Origin of the sequence: Bacillus sp. FSL M7-0791 (assembly GCF_038627085.1) — a bacterium.
Classification (GTDB): domain Bacteria; phylum Bacillota; class Bacilli; order Bacillales; family Bacillaceae; genus Bacillus; species Bacillus safensis.
This window is the reverse complement of sequence record NZ_CP152022.1, coordinates 227,207-245,081: the sequence shown is the minus strand read 5'-3', so window position 1 is coordinate 245,081 and position 17,875 is coordinate 227,207. Positions and strand designations below refer to the sequence as shown.

Here is a 17,875-nt window from a genome sequence, read left to right as displayed (position 1 = left end):
ACTATCGACAGGAATTGGTATTTTTCCAGTTAAAAACAAAAAAACTCCCCTTTTTTTAGAAAGGGAAGTCCATTTTTTATTTTTTCACAACCACTTTTACCGCTTTGCTTTCTCTTTTTCTCACATCTGATGCGGTCACATATAAAACCGTTTTGGCTTTTTGTGGTTTTATTTGGGCAGTAAATGCGCCCTTGCTATTGGTTTTGACTGTTTTGATGACTTTCTTTGATTTGTTTTTCACTTTAATGGTCAAGCCTGCACCCGCAGTCCCTTTGACCGCTTTACTTTTGACGGTTACTTTGCTGACTTTCGGCTTAGCTGGTGCTTTGCCTTTTTTCACGACGGTTTTGAGCGTCGTAGCGGCCTTTCCTTTTGACATTTTAATGTGAAGGACCTTGTTTTTGTTCTGATGCTTAATCTTCACACTAAAGGTTCCTTTTTTGCCTGCTGTGCCTTTTCCAAGCAGCGTTTTGCCTCTATACACAGAAATTGCAGCACCGGCTTTTGCTTTACCTGTCACCTTTTGATGCTGATCTTCCACTTTGTTCACTGATGCATTCAATTCGACAGCACTTAATGCAGCAAATGCATTCAGTCTGCCATGTCCTGTCATCCAATCAATTCCTGGGATTTTCGGATCGACAATTGGCTCCTCGTTTTCATCATAGAAAACGTCGTCTTTTCCATCAATAGATTTAAATGAGATGTCATCTGCTGTACTTTGCAAAAGATTTCTCACTTGATTTGGCTTTAAGGATGGATTTTTAGAAAGCAGTAACCCTGCTGCTGCTGCCACATATGGTGTCGCCATTGATGTCCCGCTCAGGTATGAGACGTTCCCATCAGGCATTAAGCTCGGAATATCTGACCCTGGTGCTGACATGCTCAGTCCTTTGCCATAGCTTGAGAACTCAGCGGCAATATCCATACGGTTGCTTGCGCCAACCGCCATTGCGTATTTTGATGTCGCAGGGTAGCCCATTTCTGGTACGCCATCATTTCCACTTGCCACGACGACTAGTACATTTCTTTGTGCAGCATAATTCATGGCATATTCAATCACTCTGCTGTAGTAGCCGCCAAGGCTCATGTTGATGACCTTTGCGCCTTTGTCCACTGCATGCTTGATCCCAAGTGCAATATGCTCTGTATCGCCAAAGCCATAGGCATCCAGCACCTTCACCGGAATGATGCCCGTATGTTGATTGAGACCTGCCATTGAGTAATGATTATCGGATTTTGCGGCAATGATGCCTGCCACATGCGTACCGTGTCCATTGTCATCAATCGCATCTTTGTTTCGTCCAATGAGATTCGCACCTAAGTCTGTACGAACAGTCCCGTTTAAATCTGTCAAACGGCTGTCTACACCTGTATCCACAACAGCAATTAATGTTTGCTTCATTTTGCTTGTGCCAATCAGTGTATTCATTTGTTCAAATTTGACGTCAGCGCCTTTTTTCCCGCTGTTTTGCGCACTGTTTTTCAGCGGCCACTGATAACCATACTGCGCGTCGTTGCTTAGCGCACGATACGTTTGAACAGGCTCTGCAAATTCAACATTCGGCATGCTGGAAAGCTTTCTTGCCGTGCTTTTGATGACCGCTTTGCCTGTTTTTAGTGTCTTTCCAGATGATTCTCGCCCTGCTGGCACATCATAGACATACATTCCTTTGAATAAAGGACTAACTGACTGTGATGTCACACGGTTTTCTTGGATGCCGTAGCTTTTCATTTTCTTTTTCGCAGATTGAAGTGTTTGGCCATCCTTTAATTTAAAAATGATCTTATTCGTTTTAACCTTCTCTTCTTTTACAAGCTTTTGTTTCTCTAATACATAACCAACTGACTTTCCTTCAAGCTGATCGATGCCAATTTTTTGACTGACGGCTTCTAATTCCTTTTTTAAATATGCCGGACTTGCTTCTTTGAGCATATCAAAAAGGGAGCCGATCGCCTGTTGTTCTTTTTCTGTTACAATATGACCACTAAATGCACCATTTTTCTCTACGTCACTTAGCAGTGTTTTTAATGTGAGCAGATGGTTGTAAACCTTTTGCTGCTCTTTTTGATGTTTGATGAGCTTTGATTTGAGAAAAGGCTTTGTCTTTTGGAGCAGACGCGAAAGCTTCCGACCTTCTGCCGTTTCATTGAATCGTTTATCTTCGATTGTACGAATCGATTGAAGAATTTCACGCCCGTACTTTTTCTCAATAATGATGATTTCAGGCTCATCTTCTTCAGGAAAAACAGGTTCAGAAGGCGGAAGATTAGCTCCTTTATATCCGATTGTATATGCCGCATCCTCTTCCTCATCACGGCTGTCTTCCTCTGACCCTAAATAGAGCACTTTGACATAATAGGGACCTGACCATGCATGCGGGAAGTTGATCTCTGTCTCTCCGCTCGCTGTGTCCACGCGATATCTTGAATATGTGTCATCCTTCATCGCTCTGTCCTTGCTTGGATAGACCGATACGGACAGCACTTGTTTACTTTTCACAGAAATTTGCATGTGTGTATGTTTTGCCACCTCTTGTGCAGATGGCGTGATTTCATACCATGACTCTTCCTTTTCATTCTGTAATGTACCTGAGATGACTTCACCATTTTTTAACCCAATGGCTTCATTGACACTTGTTCCATGACTGGCAGCTGCTGCCTCGTATCCAGGTAGTGCTGCCATACATAGAATGATGGCCATGAGTACGATCACACAGGATTTGACCTGCTTTTTGAACATGAAAAGACCCCCTTATCTTTTATGATACCTTGGAAGAATATCACAGAAATACATATAGTAGAATCTGTTTTTTACATAATTAAACTCGTTTTAAGCTAGGATTTGAGATATTCAGTCAGCAAGACGGATAGCTTCATAAACTTTTTGCCATTTCAAACGGAAAATGATGCTATTTAACCATGCTGAAAAGTACATTACAATCAACTTGTAAGCGCTTAACAAACAAGAGAGAAGGGATCAGCTTGTTCCAAAAAGATCATGTTTTCACACAAGTAAACGGACGATCAAAGAATGAGATTTTACAATACATTTCCGAGAAAGCTGAAGACCTTCAGATTACAAACAATCAGGCGGGGCTATTAGCAGATTTGTTGACACGCGAAGACGAAGTCTCAACAGGACTTCAGCAAGGCTTCGCCATTCCACATACAAAAAGCTCCGCTGTACAAACGGCTTCACTTCTTTTTTTAGAACTTGAACAACCCATTGAATGGGGAAGCTTCGATGATTTGCCCACAAGCTATTTATTTACACTGCTCGTTCCATTAGAAGAAGCAAATGTCACACATCTGAAATTACTGTCAGGTATTGCGACCAGTCTAATGGAACCTGCTTTTATCGAGAAGATTCAACCAGGTCAAACAGCTGATTACTATTACGAAGTCATTGAACAACAATTGAAAGAGGGGATTACACAATGAAAATTGTCGGTGTCACTTCATGTCCAGCAGGGTTAGCTCATACTCCAATGGCAGCCAAAGCGTTAGAAAATGCAGGTAAACAGCTCGGACACGAGATCAAAATCGAACAGCAGGGGATTATGGGACAGGTGAACGGCATTACAGCAGAGGAAGCACAGCAGGCAGACCTCTGCATCATTGCCTCAAATCAGCATATCAACGATGCGGAACGCTTCTCAGGCATTCCCACTGTACGTGTCGAAATCGGACGTGCCCTAAAAAATGCCGAGCAAATTATCACTAAAGCTGTAGCACTTGTTGAAAAGAAAAAGTCTGAATCTCAATAAACATGAGCAATGCCATATAGAAAGGAGCAAAGAAAATGAAAGCAAAATTAAAAGTCATTGAAGGCCATCTCATGACCGGTATTTCTTATATTCTTCCTGTAATCATCGGTGCTTCACTTATCGTTGGTTTAGCAAAACTGGTCGGGTTAGGGTTTGGTGTTTCAGATTTAAACACCTATAAGGATGCTGGCGGCATACTGCACGGTGCCTATTTAATGGAGCAGGTCGGCTGGACAGGCATTGGCTTAATGAACGTTCTGCTCGCTGGATTTATCGCCTATTCCATTGCGGATAAATCAGGTCTTGCAGCCGGTTTTATCGGCGGTGCTCTCGCCAGCTCAACAAATGCCGGATTTATAGGTGCCGTCATTGCAGGCTTCTTCGCAGGATATGTTGCTCTTTTTGTAAAAAGAAAAATTCAAATTCAAGGCTCTGCAGCTGGGCTCGTCCCTCTGCTCATCCTGCCGCTTATTACCGTTGGCTTAACCGGACTTCTTATGTCAGTTCTTCTGGGCGGCCCATTAGGCGCTTTGAACACGGCATTAATTGAATGGATCAAAGGTATGGTCGCTGATGGAACAAGCACACTCGCACTCGCTCTCATTTTAGGTGCGATGATTGGCTTCGATCTTGGCGGACCGGTGAATAAATCAGCGTGGATGGCTGGTAACGCCCTCTTTCTATCAGGTGTCTACCTCCCTGCCATTCTCGTCAATATTGCGATTGTCATTCCACCGCTTGGATACGGGCTTGCGACATTGATTCGAAAACGCAACTTCTCCCCAACCTTTAGAGAAGCCGGACGTGGCGGCCTTGTCATGGGCATTATCGGTATTACGGAAGGGGCGATCCCTTTTACCCTCGTCAATCCTTTGAAATTGATTCCGCTCAATGTTGTCGCATGTGCTGTTGGAAGCGGGGTCGCTGCATTATTAGGAGTTCATGACATCATGCCGCCAATTGGCGGGCTATACGGCTTCTTCTCAGTCGGAAACTGGTGGGCTTATTTAATTGGAGCTCTAACTGGCGCACTCGTCATCGGTATTGGCGCCAACCTGCTTGTGAATTTCTCTGAGAAAAAAGAGCCAAAAACGCCGGAACATGATCAGAAGCAGAAAGAAGAAGACGATTTTGACCTTGTGCTAGAAGGATAATTTGAACGAAGAAAGGTGTCGTTGATCAATGACTGTCAATGTACATGTGATTCCACATACTCACTGGGACCGGGAATGGTATTTCACCACCTCCCGCTCCCGTATTTACTTAATGAAAAGCGTAATGGACATCTTAGATACCCTTGAAACAGATGAAAGGTTCCATTACTTCATGCTCGATGCCCAGGCTTCCTTATTAGATGATTATCTGAAATGGCGGCCAGAGGATGAGAATCGAATCAAAAAGCTTGTCACAGCGAAACGTCTCATCATCGGCCCATGGTATACCCAAACCGACCAGCTCGTCATTTCAGGTGAATCGATTGTGCGGAACCTGCAATATGGGATTGAACGCTGTCAGCAGTTCGGCCACGTGATGAAAGTCGGCTATGTCCCTGACTCCTTCGGTCAATCCGCACAAATGCCTCAAATTTATCGCGGCTTCGGTATTGTCGATACAGCATTTTGGCGCGGCGTTTCTGACCATATGACGAACCATACTGAATTCAATTGGCGCGGTGCTGACGGCAGTGAAGTCTTTGCTGTGAATCTGCCATTTGGCTACTACTACGGTGGTAATATCCCTGAGAAGGATGATGACTTACAAGCCTTTTTATCTGAAAAAATCGGTGCGCTGCAAGCAAAGGCAACCACAAAGAATGTCTATTTCCCGAATGGTTTTGACCAAGCACCGATTCGCAAAAACCTGCCTGATTTATTAGAAAAGGCCAATGAACTTGACGAGCATCACTATGAAATCAGCAGTTTAGAAGATTATATTGCAGCCGTGAAAAAAGAGCGGACATCTTTTGAGACATTACACGGAGAGCTCATTCATGCGAAGCATATGCGGATTCATAAATCTATTTTTTCAACACGAGCGGATTTAAAAATCTTAAACAATCAAATTGAAAACTATCTCGTGAATGTGATGGAGCCCATCCTAACGATCAGCTATTCTCTCGGACACGACTATCCGCATGATACGGTTCGAGATATTTGGTACCTCATGTTTGAAAATGCAGCACATGACAGCATTGGCGGCTGTAATAGCGACACGACAAATCAAGACGTCTTCTTCCGCTACAAACAGGCAAAGGAAATCGCTGAGAATCTTGTGGACTTGCACATGCGTCTCATCGCTATTCGACTGCAAACAGAGCAAGAAATCACATTCACCGTGTTCAATACCCTGCCTTCAAAGCGTTCTGAAGTCATTGAAGTCGAAACCTTTATCACGGAACGTCCATTTACGTTAAAGGATGCTAATGGAAGAACGCTTCAGTACACAGTGAAAAGCAAAACCGATGTCACAGATTATGTGCTGGCACAGCAAATTTCTCTTAACCCAAGTAAAGAAGTGTACATGCCAAAGCAAGTATGGAAAGCTGTGCTGCTGATTGAAGCCCTCGACTTACCGTCAGTTGGTTATACACAGGTCAGCATGGTCTTCGATGAATCAAGCGAATCGGCATGGGAACAAACTGAAGGACGCGTGATTGAAAATATGTATTACCGCATTGCGGCAAATGACAACGGATCACTGGACATCACAGATAAACAAACTGGCCGGACATTCTCTGAGCAAATGATCTTTGAAGACAACGGAGATGATGGGGATTCCTACAACTATTCACCCCCTCGTGAGGACCTGTATGTGTCATCCAAGGATCTTTCATCAGCAGACATCTCAGTGGCTAAAAGCGGCCTGCAGCAAGAGCTGACCATCAAGCTTCAGCTCACTGTCCCTTACGACCTAGAGGAGCGCTCTAAGCAATTGGCTGCGACTTCACTTCCGATCACAGCGAAGGTAGCATTAAACAAAGACGATGCTGTCATCCGTTTTCATGTAGATGTGGACAACCATGCGTTAGATCATCGCCTGCGCGTTCTTTTTGATACAGGCATCGCATCAAACGTATCACTGAGCGATCAACAGTTTGGTACAATCGAACGCCCAACAGAGCTGACGCAAGAGCTAGAATGGTGGAACAATGAACATTGGGAAGAAAAACCGATCACCATTGAACCGATGCAATCATTTGTCGCACTTCGTGATGAAACATATGGTGCCGCTCTGTTGACCGACTGCGTGAGAGAATATCAGATCACAGGAGAAGGCTATACAACGATTGCATATACGCTCTTCCGCTGCTTCGGAAAAATGGGGAAAGAAAACCTTCTTTACCGTCCAGGACGCGCATCTGGGGAAAAAATTGTTGATACACCTGACGCTCAGCTGCAAGGTGCACTGTCATTCTCATTTGGAATGCACTATAGCAAGGACGCAGTCAGCGAGGGACACTTAGCACAGCTTGCCAAACGGTACACCACCCCTGTTCAATGCTACGAGCGGGCAGACTTTTTAAACGGTCGTTTAATTTTCTCTTTCCGAGATGAAAAAGAAGACTTACAATCTACTTATAGCCTGCTTGACATCGAGACAGATGGAGCCATTCTAAGCGCTCTGAAAAAAGAAGAGCATGGAACAGGCATTGTCATTCGTCTCTTCAATCCATATTTAACGCGTCAAACAGCCGCTTCAATCAATAGTTCATCTCTACAACACGGAGAAACAGCGAATTTAGGAGAAACACCTGAAGGACATATACTCAAAGCACAACATGGATCATTACACATTGAACCGCTTACACCTTGTCAGGTACAAACCTACATTGTAAAGAAAAAATGAACATGTAGGGGCGGGATCCATTGGATTCCGCCCCTCTTTAATGGAGGGCATTGATCATGCGAATTGGAGGCATTGAAGCAGGCGGAACGAAATTTGTCTGCGGTTACGGAACAACAGACGGAACGATTGAACACATGACTTCCTTTGCAACAGGGAATCCAGTTGAAACATGCCGGCAAGTGATCGATTACTTTACAAAGCATCGTGTCGATGCCATTGGAATTGGGGCATTCGGGCCTGTCGATGTGAAAGAGCAAAGCCTAAGCTATGGGACGATTTTAGACACACCAAAAACAGCCTGGCGCCAATTCCCTTTCCTCTCTACCTTAAAACAAGCCCTCGGGATCCCGATGAAGCTTGATACCGATGTGAACTGTGCAGCACTCGGAGAAGCCCGTTTTTCAACTGAAGCAGAAAAGCCTGCCTCCTTGGTCTATATTACTGTTGGGACTGGAATAGGCGGCGGTGCCTATATTGAACATCGCCTGATTCACGGATTGCTGCATCCAGAAATGGGTCATATCACTGTTCAGCGGCATCCTCATGACACTTACGGAGGCTGCTGCCCTATACATCATGACTGTTTAGAGGGACTGGCATCTGGTCCTGCCATAGAAGGACGCTATCATACACTGGCACAAATGCTGCCAGAGGATCATCCAGCCTGGTCACTTCATGCTTACTATCTCGGGCAAATGACTGCTAACCTGCTGCTCACCCTTTCACCAGAACGCATCATTCTAGGTGGAGGCGTGATGAAACAGCCGACTATGCTGCCGCTTATTCTTGATGAAACAGACAAACGGCTTCACGGCTATTTGCAGCTGCCAAAGCCTTTACATGAAATTATCACAAAACCATCCTTTGATGGACTATCTGGTTTAATGGGCGCCATCGCTCTTGGAACTGATGCCTTACAGGCGCAAGGAGCCGCGCAATGATGATGACGGCAGATCCTCGAACCTATCAGCTGATTCAGCGGCTATTTGAAACGAAGGGGTTCGTGAAGCTGGAGGAGCTCACTGCCTCTTTTCGCTTATCTGACCGCTCTATCCGCAATTTAATCAAGGAAGCAAATGAGTATTTAAAGGAAACTGGGGCCATGATTAAAACGATTCGCGGGAAGGGATATACTCTTTTAACGAGTGACCAAGACGCTTTCTTACTTTGGCTTCATCAACAAAAACTTCCTGCCCGCTCCCTTGTCCCCGTCATGCCAGAAGAGCGTGTACGATTTATGATGAGAAAGCTGCTGCTTCAATCAGATTACTTAAAAATTGACCAGCTGGCTGAAGAACTGTTTATCAGCCGCATGACGGTCAGCAGCGATTTAAAAAAAGGACGAGAGCTGTTAGCCCGTTATGGCATGACCCTTGTATCAAAGCCTGGATTTGGCTTAAAGATTGAAGGAGATGAGCTGCAAAAAAGAACGTGCTATGCAGACTTACTTCTTGAGGAAGAGCCTGCACTCTCTCATATCACCGAGCGGGAGCAGCTCCATTTTCCTGATATTTCTCTTGAAACCATTCGATCTATTGTGTTGACGAACCTGCATCAAGAGTCATTGCTCATTAAAGATATTGCCTTAAAAAATTTAGTCATTCACTTAGCCATTGCGATTCAGCAAACACGAAAAAACCAGCGGATATCCGCTAGTACTGCCCGTACACAAAGATCACCCGTTTTAATGAGAATTGCACAAAAAATCATACAGCAGGTGAGTGACACTTTTTGTGTGACCTTATCAGAGGATGAAACAGATTACTTAGTCATGCATCTATTGGCGAATCAAACGTGGAAAGAAGCCGCCCAGCATCAGACGACAGTGGAAGTTCAGCAGGCGGTTACAGTCTTTTTACAGCACCTTGAAAAAATAAGCGGTCATCGTTTTGCTGATGACAGCATCCTACAGCAAGACTTGATGCTTCATATGAAACCGTTATTAAATCGCATCCAATATGGCGTATCATTACAAAATCCGCTTTTGCATGAGATCAAAACGTCCTATCCATACCCGTTTGATTTGGCTGTCAGCGGGCTGAATGCCTTACAGCTGGTGCGGACGCCAAATGAAGATGAAGCGGCATATGTTGCCCTGCATATCGCTGCTTCATTTGAAAGAAGTCAGCTCGACACATCGCAAAAAAAGAAAGCGATTATCGTGTGCGGGTCTGGACTAGGGACGGCCAGACTGCTTGAAATTAAATTGAAGGCAGCCTTTCAGCACGAGCTTGACATTGTTGAGCTCTATTCCTATCAGGATTATCTCATGAGCTCCTCTTTGCCGTGTGACGTCATCATCACAACCGTGCCTCTCACATCAAAGGGGAAACCAGTCATTCAGGTCAGCGCCTTTTTTGAACATCATGATATACAGCGTGTAAATGAAGTCATTCATTTATTAAATGGACACGGGGCACCCTCAAAAGAGCTGATGGCGTTTTTTCAAGAGCGATTGACTTTCATGAATGCTGATCTAAGCAGCAAGGATGAGGTATTAGATATATTATGCAGCCATTTAGAGGCGCATCAGCTAGTATCGTCTTCTTTTCGGCCCTCGGTGCTTGAGCGGGAGCAAATGTCGTCTACCTATCTTGGCAGAGGCATTGCAATGCCGCACCCGCTCATCACAAATGAAGGCACCTCCTCTGTAGCCATCGCACACTTAATACAGCCGATTGACTGGCAGGGAGACCAAGTATCACTTGTCTTTTTATTAGCGATTCATAAGGATGACGCTGCCTGCATGAACCAATTCTTTGAACAGGCCGTCGATTTACTAGACAATCCAGACCGCATTCGCGCCCTCAAGCAAGCCAACACGTTTGATGAGCTGATGGATGCGTTGTTTCAATAAGATCAAACAAAAGGCCGCCCAATTCATGAGGCGACCTTTTTATTTAGATATATATCATTAATCGTAGATGACATTTTTTCCTTCTTCACTTAATTTTTTTAAGGAGCTCAGCATATGATTGATTTCTTCATCGGAATGTCTTTCCCAAGAACCTAATTCTGCGACTATTTTCAACGGAGATTTCGATCGATAAGAACGTGTTGGGTTGCCGGGAAATCTTTTATCAGTCACATTTGGATCATTTTCAAACTCGCCTAACGGTTCTACAATATAAATTCTTTCTTTCGCATCAGACCTAGCTAATTCAGCACCCCATTTGGCCGCGTTTAGTGTTCCGGTGAAATAAATATGGTTCGATTTTTTATCCTGATAATTGGATAAATGCAGCGGTTCAAGCAGATCTCCAATCTTCAATTCCGCTTTGGTCCCATGAAAAAATGGCCCGGGATCTAACACCTTTTGCTTGTCATTCATACAGCCACACCCCTCATCGTTTTTGACTTGCGTATAACAGTATACGGCTAGATATGGGCGAGAAACAGTCTATAAATTTCATTAAATTCGGGGTATAATAATAGTAGAGAGTTAGATGTGAACAGACATAAGTACTGTAAATAAAAACGGAAATTTCGCATTCACACCAACAATGACGAAAACAAGAATACCTTCCACGGCTGACAGCGTCACAATCAATCCATGGTTCATTGGATATTCCTTCGCAATTAATTTCTGTCCTATATAATTCAAACCATAAAAAATCAAAAACAATGTGAAGAACATAAAAAAAATCGTCATCATATAAACAACCCCTTTCTGATAATGGATTTTTATCCAATTTTTACAATATATCATCAGACTATCATGTTAGAACAACTCGAACAATATGATCTTTCCAATAAAATGAACAAAAAAAGCCAGCCACCCGCATAAGGTGATTGGCTTTTTTATCGTTATTTCCCGATGTTGTCTCCATTTTGCTGAATCAAGGTTTCATACCAATAAGAGCTCTTTTTGCGAATTCTTTTAAGGTCTTTTAGGTCAAATTCGTCACGATTGACGTAGATGAACCCGTAGCGCTTGGAGCATCCTTGGTGTGTACTGATTAAGTCGATGGCTGACCACGGGCAGTATCCGAATACCTCGACGCCGTCTGTGATCGCCCATTTGATTTGCTCGATATGTTTTTCTAGATAATCAATTCGATAATCATCCTGAATTGATCCATCTTCTTCTAACTTGTCGAATGCACCCAATCCGTTTTCCGTGATAATAAGTGGCAGCTGATAGCGGTCATAAATCTCCCGCATCGTTGAACGGAAGCCGACAGGGTCAATCTCCCAGCCAAACGCATTTTTACTTAAGAATGGGTTGTTGCCGCCTTTGTAGACGCCATCTTCACCTGATTTCAAATGCTGATCTCCGCCGCGTGCAAATTCGTCGTTGCCATCTCCTTTACTCGCTTCAACCGTTTGTGAGGTGTAGTAGTTAAAGGCAATGAAGTCTGGCTTCGCGCTTTTCAAAATATCCATATCTCCCTCTTCGATGACAGGAAGAATGCCTTTTTCTTTCATGTACGCCCAAGCCAGGTTGTTATAACGCCCGAACACCGCCATATCAAGATAAAGCCAGTTGCGGATCGCATTGTAATTCGCCGCAGCAAGCACATCTTCAGGCTTTGGAGAAGCCGGATAAATGAGCGCAATGTTTGGCGCTGGTCCAATTTTCGCTTCAGGCAGCATTTGATGACAAAGCGTCATGGCTTTTGCCTGTGCAACAAGCATATGATGATTCTGCTGATACAGTTCTTTTTTCGGATTTTCTAAATTTGGATCAAGTGTACCTAGCGCTGATCCATGTAAGATCATCATGTTTTGTTCATTAATGGTCAGCCAATAGTTTACCTTCTGACCATACTCCTTGAATAGCACCTCTGCATAGCGTTCAAACGCATCCACTGTCCCGCGGTTAGACCACCCGCCCTTTACTTGAAGCGCATGAGGCAGATCAAAATGATACATTGTCACGATTGGTTCAATGCCATAGCGGCGCAATTCATCGATGAGTGAATGATAGAATTCAATCCCCTTTTGATTGATCTCCCCATCTCCATCTGGAATGATCCGTGTCCACGCAATGGAAAAGCGATAAGCCTTCAAGCCCATTTCCGCAAACATCTTCACATCCTCTTTATAACGGTGATAGTGATCGCTTGCCACTTTAAAATCCGTTGTCCCTTCAGGATAACTTGCTCTCATGTCAATGACAGAAGGCCCCTTGCCATCCTCGTTCCACGCACCCTCTACCTGATAGGCGGAAGTAGATCCGCCCCAGAAAAAGTCTTTTGGAAATGATGCTAGTGTTGAATATCTCATGATTTCTTCCTCCTTTTGATTAAACTAGATGTAAAAATGATTGGCCTGGTGTGATTTGTTTCTCTTCTGTTTCAATGATATCGCTAAACTCACCTGAATTGGTAATAATAACGGGTGTTGTGACTGACAGGCCTGAAGCTTGGATGGCTTCTATGTCAAACTCAGCAAGCAGTTCGCCTTCTGTGATAGTTTGCCCCTGAACAACCTTCGGGGTAAAATGCTTTCCGCCTAATTGTACGGTATCCAATCCGATGTGAATGAGTACCTCTGCTCCGCTTTCTGAGGTTAGACCATACGCATGTCCAGTTGGGAACACCGTTGTCACAACTCCTGATACTGGTGCAAACAGCTTTCCTTCTGATGGAATGATGGCTGCGCCCTTTCCTAATGCACCAGATGAGAATGCTTTATCCTGCACTTCCTCCAGCTTGATGACCTCGCCCTTTAAAGGACTTTTCACATGAGCTGCTTTGACCCCATGTTCGTTTTCAATTACCGGTGCAGAAGCGGCTGCTGGCGTTTCATCTTCATCTACTGGATCTTTAAATCCAATCAAATAAGTTAAGATGATCGAAAGGACAAACGAGACCGAGATACCGATGATGAACCCTGTAAATCCTTGACCGTAGAAAATCGGCAGTGTCAGTAAACTTGGAAGGCCTGACGCAATTGCAATACTTTGTGAATAACCGATAATCGCACCGCCGACCCCAGCAGAGATAACGGCTGCAATAAATGGTTTTTTCAAACGAAGTGTGACCCCGTATACAGCTGGCTCTGTGATCCCAAACACAGCAGAAACTGCTGTTGATCCAGCCAGTGATTTCAGTTTTTTATTCTTTGTTTTCAGCATAACACCGATGGAAGCACCGGCTTGTGAAAATACAGCTGGCGCAGTGGCCGGCTTGATATGATCTTTCCCATGGACTGCGATATTATTTAAAATCACTGGCACAAGTCCCCAGTGGATACCGAAGATGACAAGAATCTGCCAAGCCATCGCAATTAAAGCACCTGCAAGTGTAGGACTAAAGGAGAATACTTTCAGCAAAACAGCTGCAATGCCATTCCCTGCATACACACCAAATGGTCCGAATACGATGAGTGTCAGCGGAACAACCGTGACAAGCAAAATCAGTGGAGTAATAAAGTTTTTGACACTTTCATGAATAACTTTGTTAAAGAAACGTTCGATATATCCCATGACAAACACTGCCAAAATGATTGGGATGACCGTAGATGTATAAGACATTAAGACGACTGGAATCCCGAAGAATGTCACATCTCCGCCGCCTTTTGACAATTCTTGAATGGTTGGGTAAATCAGTGCACCTGCTATCGTCACAGCGACAAACGGATTCGCTTTAAACTTCCTAGCAGAAGTGAATGCGAGCAATAATGGCAAGAAGTAGAACAAGCTGTCTGACGCAGCAAATAAAATTTGATACGATGTATCTTCAGGAGATAACCATTTCGCGTTGATACAGATGCCTAATAGACCTTTTAAAATACCTGCACCCGCCATGACACCGAGAAGTGGTGTGAAAATCCCCGATACAATGTCGACGAATTTCCCGAAAAGGCTTGTGCTCTCTTCACCTGATTTTGCAGATGAAGCAGCGGAATCCTCTAATAGATTCGTAAACTCTCCAATTTCTCGATAAACCTCTGGTACGGTATTGCCAATGACCACTTGAAATTGGCCGCCGCTTTCCATAACAGTAACGACGCCATTTAATTTTTCAATGGCCGCTTTATCTGCTTTTGATCTGTCATTTAAGGTGAAACGAAGCCTTGTGGCGCAATGCACCAATGAATGGACGTTTTTCTCTGTACCAATGTGTTTAATAATGTCTTCTGCTAATTGACGATAACTCATGCAAAAACCCCCTTTTTTTCAAAAAAATACGTTTTTGGGCAAAATAAAAACCTAAACGGGCACCAAAAATAGTCGCAGCTTGCTGTTGCGCTTTTTCAGTGAACGTTTAGGTTTTGCCTGCCGAACAGTCACAATCCTCTAAGACGATCATTGTGAAACCGTATTCTTTTATGTTTATGAGCAAATAGTACCACTCACCTTTTCTCATGTCAACGCTTTCTTTTAAAATCTATCTTTATTTTTCTCGTTTGATCAGTCGATTCAAATGAATGGATAGATACAGCATCTCCTCTGATGTGAGATCCCGGTGATAGGTTTGATAGACATATTCTGCGATTTTCTTTGCGCAATCGTATGCTTTCGGATATTTCACTTTGATCAGCTGATATAAGTCCTGATCTTCGCTGACAAGCAGTGTTTCGTTAATCAGACGCTGGACGAAAAAGCGCAAATGCGTGAGAAAACGGTAAAAGTTAAGCGAGTCTTCATCAAATTCCATGTTGAGATGATATTTCACAATGGTGAGAATGGCATTGACTTCCTTTGTGATATTGACCGTCGTATTCATATCCTCATTGAGCTCTGCGTTAATGATATGCATCGCAATAAAGCCTGCTTCATCCTCCGGCAATTCAATATGAAGACGCTCTTCAATCATCTCAAGACAGTCCTTTGCCACAAGAAATTCATCTTTGTATAAGCGTTTAATCTCCCAAATAAGCGAATTCTCAATCAGATGATTTTTCTTCAGCCGTTCGATGGCGTAATGAATATGGTCTGCCAGCGATACATGCAGACTTTCGTTTAATCTTCGGTTCAGCTTTGTATGTGCATATTGGATCATTTCCTCGGTCACCTTGACCACATCATACGGAACCTCTTGAAGCAGCATTTTCATCCGCTCGTGAACGGAATGATCCTCCAGGCGGAAGACTTTATCAATCAACGCTTCGTCCACCGGGTCCCCGGGACGTCGCTGGAAAGCGATGCCTCTGCCCATGACAACGATTTCTTTTCCATGTTCATCTATGACACTAATGACATTATTGTTTAGAACCTTTTGAATCTGCATTTCCAAACACCTCCGTCTATGACCAACAACTTTACTCAAAATATGCTCTCATCTTAACACAATTGTCAAATCACTTGATATTTTTATCTGACTTTAGCAATAGTTCTCATCAATAGTCAACCTCTTCATTGCTGGTCTGATCGTGCATCAGCCTGCATACAATACTCCTGAGGAGGTGACCTTCTGTGAAAGCTTTTTTCTGGTCTGCATCATTTTTATTCTTGCTCATGTTCACCCTCATCATTTTAGGCATCGTGTTCTGGCTGAGTGGACAAGGCTTAGGCCAGCTTTGGAGATATGTGCTCATTTCACTTGTCACAGCAGCCGTTTTGCGCGGCGTCACCACTTGGCTGAAACGGCATGTGATGCACCTTTCATCCAAATAAAAACGGCTGCCCCGAGTGTTCAGGCAGCCGTTTCTTTATTCTTTGGTTGCTGCAGCTTCTTTCTGAGAAGCACGCAGCTCATCATTGATTTTTTTCGCATCCTCTAAAAACTCAGTTTCATATCCACTTTTGAGTGCCCACATATAAAATAGCAGAGCTACCACTGTAATCAGTGCCATGTCCCAGCCATAATGAATGATGTTATAACCGCCGAATTTGTCACTGCCAAGGCAGGAAATCGTCATCATGACAAGCAGGTACACCACCATCCAAGCACCCGCCTTAAAGTTGCGGCCGAAGCCTTTCCACTTCGCTTTTGCTTGATAGTAAAAATAGATAGGTAGACCGATGAGAATAATGAACAGCACCTGACCTGTTAACGGCCATCTTGCCCAATACAGCGTCAATGAGGCAAAGACAAAACCGAGAGGAGCAATGATGCTGAGTCCTTTTATTCGAAGCGGACGATATAAATCTGTCCCTGTCTTTCTCAGCGTCATGACGGTCACTGGTCCAGTCAAATAAGAAATGAGTGTAGCGACAGAGATAATTTCTGCAAGTACACCCCAGCCTCTAAATAAAAACAGAAAGATAAACGATACGGCTAAGTTAAAAAACATTGCTGGACGAGGCACGCCGTAAATAGGGTGCAGACGGCAAGCACACTTGGCATGTATTTGTTTTTTTCCATTCCATAAATCATACGAGACGTCGTTGCGGTATACGTAATTCCTGTACCAGAAGGTGACACAAACGCATCCGCATATAAAATCAGAACAAGCCAGTTAATCCCAAGCGCAATGGCAAGGTCCGCAAATGGCGAGTTGAAATTCAAATGACCCCATCCGTTCACAATCATAGATGGATCAACAGCACCGATAAAGGCGACTTGTAAAAGGACATAAATCACAGTTGCAATGAAAATCGATCCGACAATGGCAATTGGAATCGACCGGCCTGGATTTTTTGCCTCACCGGCCATATTAATCGGGCTTTGGAAGCCATTGAAGGCAAACACAATCCCAGATGTCGCAACAGCTGTCAGCACACTCGCCCAGCCGTTAGGGGCAATACTTGTTCCAGAAGTAAAATTCTCACTATGAAAACCTACGAATAAGAGCGCACCAATTGTTAATCCTGGAATGACAATTTTAAACACGGTAATGAATGTATTTGCTTTTGAAAATAACCCAACTGTCCAATAATTAAGCAGAAAGTAAATCACAAGAAGTACACTGGCAACCATAAGACCTTCTGTCGTCAATACCCCTTTGGTGACCAAATGAGATGTCCACTTTGCCCACTCCCAAGGCCAAGAGCTCATGTACTGGACGGAAGCAACCGCCTCAACTGGTATCACGGAGACAATGGCGATCCAGTTCGCCCAAGCTGCAATAAACCCAATAAAAGATCCGTGTGAATATTGCGTATATTTGACCATTCCGCCTGCCTCAGGAAACATCGATCCGAGTTCACTATAAGACAAAGCGATAAATAAAATCACAACCATCCCAATCAACCAGGATAAAATAGCAGCAGGACCGGCGATTTGAGCTGCACGCCAAGCACCGAAGAGCCATCCTGAACCAATGATTGAGCCAAGACCTACCATCATTAAAGCGAAAGTTCCCATCCTACGATGCAAATGATTCATGTTCATAACACCTTTCGATTAAAATACAGAGCATGTGTC

The 17,875-nt window shown here is 43.8% G+C and carries 13 protein-coding genes and 1 pseudogene; 7 read left to right on the top strand and 7 right to left on the bottom strand.

Annotated features, from left to right (window positions below):
- Nucleotides 1-76 precede the first annotated feature (76 nt).
- Nucleotides 77-2,743, bottom strand: a complete 2,667-nt coding sequence (locus MHI08_RS01355) for a S8 family serine peptidase (protein ID WP_342499914.1) — start codon at nt 2,741-2,743, stop codon at nt 77-79.
- A gap of 179 nt (nt 2,744-2,922) precedes the next feature.
- On the opposite strand from MHI08_RS01355, the gene MHI08_RS01350 reads away from it, so the two are divergent.
- From MHI08_RS01350 to MHI08_RS01325, 6 genes are read left to right on the top strand one after another with little or no spacing between them, the layout of a single operon-like run.
- A complete protein-coding gene (locus MHI08_RS01350; RefSeq protein ID WP_226340863.1) occupies nt 2,923-3,444 on the top strand; it encodes a PTS sugar transporter subunit IIA in 522 nt (173 codons plus the stop codon).
- Nucleotides 3,441-3,770, top strand: a complete 330-nt coding sequence (locus MHI08_RS01345; protein WP_024424400.1) for a fructose PTS transporter subunit IIB — start codon at nt 3,441-3,443, stop codon at nt 3,768-3,770. Before MHI08_RS01350 ends, MHI08_RS01345 begins: the two co-directional genes overlap by 4 nt.
- A gap of 35 nt (nt 3,771-3,805) precedes the next feature.
- Nucleotides 3,806-4,924, top strand: coding sequence for a PTS fructose transporter subunit IIC (locus tag MHI08_RS01340; RefSeq protein WP_024424401.1), 1,119 nt, complete (start codon nt 3,806-3,808; stop codon nt 4,922-4,924).
- Nucleotides 4,925-4,952: 28 nt separating this feature from the next.
- Nucleotides 4,953-7,616: a mannosylglycerate hydrolase gene (mngB, locus tag MHI08_RS01335; protein ID WP_342499913.1), complete on the top strand. Its 2,664-nt coding sequence runs from the start codon at nt 4,953-4,955 to the stop codon at nt 7,614-7,616.
- Nucleotides 7,617-7,672: 56 nt separating this feature from the next.
- The gene (locus MHI08_RS01330) at nt 7,673-8,557 is read left to right on the top strand and encodes an ROK family protein (RefSeq protein ID WP_342499912.1); all 885 of its coding nucleotides are present in this window, start codon (nt 7,673-7,675) and stop codon (nt 8,555-8,557) included.
- The gene (locus MHI08_RS01325; protein ID WP_342499911.1) at nt 8,554-10,473 is read left to right on the top strand and encodes a PTS sugar transporter subunit IIA; all 1,920 of its coding nucleotides are present in this window, start codon (nt 8,554-8,556) and stop codon (nt 10,471-10,473) included. Before MHI08_RS01330 ends, MHI08_RS01325 begins: the two co-directional genes overlap by 4 nt.
- A gap of 57 nt (nt 10,474-10,530) precedes the next feature.
- Here MHI08_RS01325 and arr read toward each other — a convergent pair whose 3' ends face one another.
- The 5 genes from arr to MHI08_RS01300 all read right to left on the bottom strand — a co-directional run bounded on the left by arr (nt 10,531) and on the right by MHI08_RS01300 (nt 15,796).
- Nucleotides 10,531-10,947: an NAD(+)--rifampin ADP-ribosyltransferase gene (gene arr, locus MHI08_RS01320; protein WP_024424404.1), complete on the bottom strand. Its 417-nt coding sequence runs from the start codon at nt 10,945-10,947 to the stop codon at nt 10,531-10,533.
- Between the two features lie 111 nt (nt 10,948-11,058).
- Entirely contained in the window at nt 11,059-11,271 is a 213-nt protein-coding gene (locus MHI08_RS01315) for a hypothetical protein (protein ID WP_024427440.1), read from the bottom strand.
- 152 nt (nt 11,272-11,423) lie between these two features.
- On the bottom strand, nt 11,424-12,845 hold the full coding sequence (locus MHI08_RS01310; RefSeq protein WP_098677753.1) for a glycoside hydrolase family 1 protein: 1,422 nt from the start codon (nt 12,843-12,845) through the stop codon (nt 11,424-11,426).
- Nucleotides 12,846-12,864: 19 nt separating this feature from the next.
- On the bottom strand, nt 12,865-14,724 hold the full coding sequence (locus tag MHI08_RS01305) for a beta-glucoside-specific PTS transporter subunit IIABC (protein WP_056764929.1): 1,860 nt from the start codon (nt 14,722-14,724) through the stop codon (nt 12,865-12,867).
- A 235-nt stretch (nt 14,725-14,959) separates the two neighbouring features.
- Complete coding sequence (locus MHI08_RS01300) at nt 14,960-15,796, bottom strand: PRD domain-containing protein (RefSeq protein ID WP_056764926.1); 837 nt, start codon at nt 15,794-15,796, stop codon at nt 14,960-14,962.
- A gap of 185 nt (nt 15,797-15,981) precedes the next feature.
- On the opposite strand from MHI08_RS01300, the gene MHI08_RS01295 reads away from it, so the two are divergent.
- The gene (locus tag MHI08_RS01295) at nt 15,982-16,182 is read left to right on the top strand and encodes a hypothetical protein (protein ID WP_024424410.1); all 201 of its coding nucleotides are present in this window, start codon (nt 15,982-15,984) and stop codon (nt 16,180-16,182) included.
- Nucleotides 16,183-16,217: 35 nt separating this feature from the next.
- Here the strand turns inward: MHI08_RS01295 and MHI08_RS01290 are convergent.
- Nucleotides 16,218-17,836: pseudogene (locus MHI08_RS01290) on the bottom strand (APC family permease).
- Between the last annotated feature and the right edge of the window lie 39 nt (nt 17,837-17,875).

What these genes read in the sequence shown, in the direction of transcription:
- arr (WP_024424404.1), bottom strand. Translation starts at nt 10,947, where the DNA reads ATGAATGACAAGCAAAAGGTGTTAGATCCCGGGCCATTTTTTCATGGG.
- MHI08_RS01330 (WP_342499912.1), top strand. Translation starts at nt 7,673, where the DNA reads ATGCGAATTGGAGGCATTGAAGCAGGCGGAACGAAATTTGTCTGCGGT.
- MHI08_RS01340 (WP_024424401.1), top strand. Translation starts at nt 3,806, where the DNA reads ATGAAAGCAAAATTAAAAGTCATTGAAGGCCATCTCATGACCGGTATT.
- MHI08_RS01305 (WP_056764929.1), bottom strand. Translation starts at nt 14,724, where the DNA reads ATGAGTTATCGTCAATTAGCAGAAGACATTATTAAACACATTGGTACA.
- MHI08_RS01350 (WP_226340863.1), top strand. Translation starts at nt 2,923, where the DNA reads ATGCTGAAAAGTACATTACAATCAACTTGTAAGCGCTTAACAAACAAG.
- MHI08_RS01300 (WP_056764926.1), bottom strand. Translation starts at nt 15,796, where the DNA reads ATGCAGATTCAAAAGGTTCTAAACAATAATGTCATTAGTGTCATAGAT.
- mngB (WP_342499913.1), top strand. Translation starts at nt 4,953, where the DNA reads ATGACTGTCAATGTACATGTGATTCCACATACTCACTGGGACCGGGAA.
- MHI08_RS01345 (WP_024424400.1), top strand. Translation starts at nt 3,441, where the DNA reads ATGAAAATTGTCGGTGTCACTTCATGTCCAGCAGGGTTAGCTCATACT.
- MHI08_RS01325 (WP_342499911.1), top strand. Translation starts at nt 8,554, where the DNA reads ATGATGATGACGGCAGATCCTCGAACCTATCAGCTGATTCAGCGGCTA.
- MHI08_RS01355 (WP_342499914.1), bottom strand. Translation starts at nt 2,743, where the DNA reads ATGTTCAAAAAGCAGGTCAAATCCTGTGTGATCGTACTCATGGCCATC.
- MHI08_RS01310 (WP_098677753.1), bottom strand. Translation starts at nt 12,845, where the DNA reads ATGAGATATTCAACACTAGCATCATTTCCAAAAGACTTTTTCTGGGGC.
- MHI08_RS01315 (WP_024427440.1), bottom strand. Translation starts at nt 11,271, where the DNA reads ATGATGACGATTTTTTTTATGTTCTTCACATTGTTTTTGATTTTTTAT.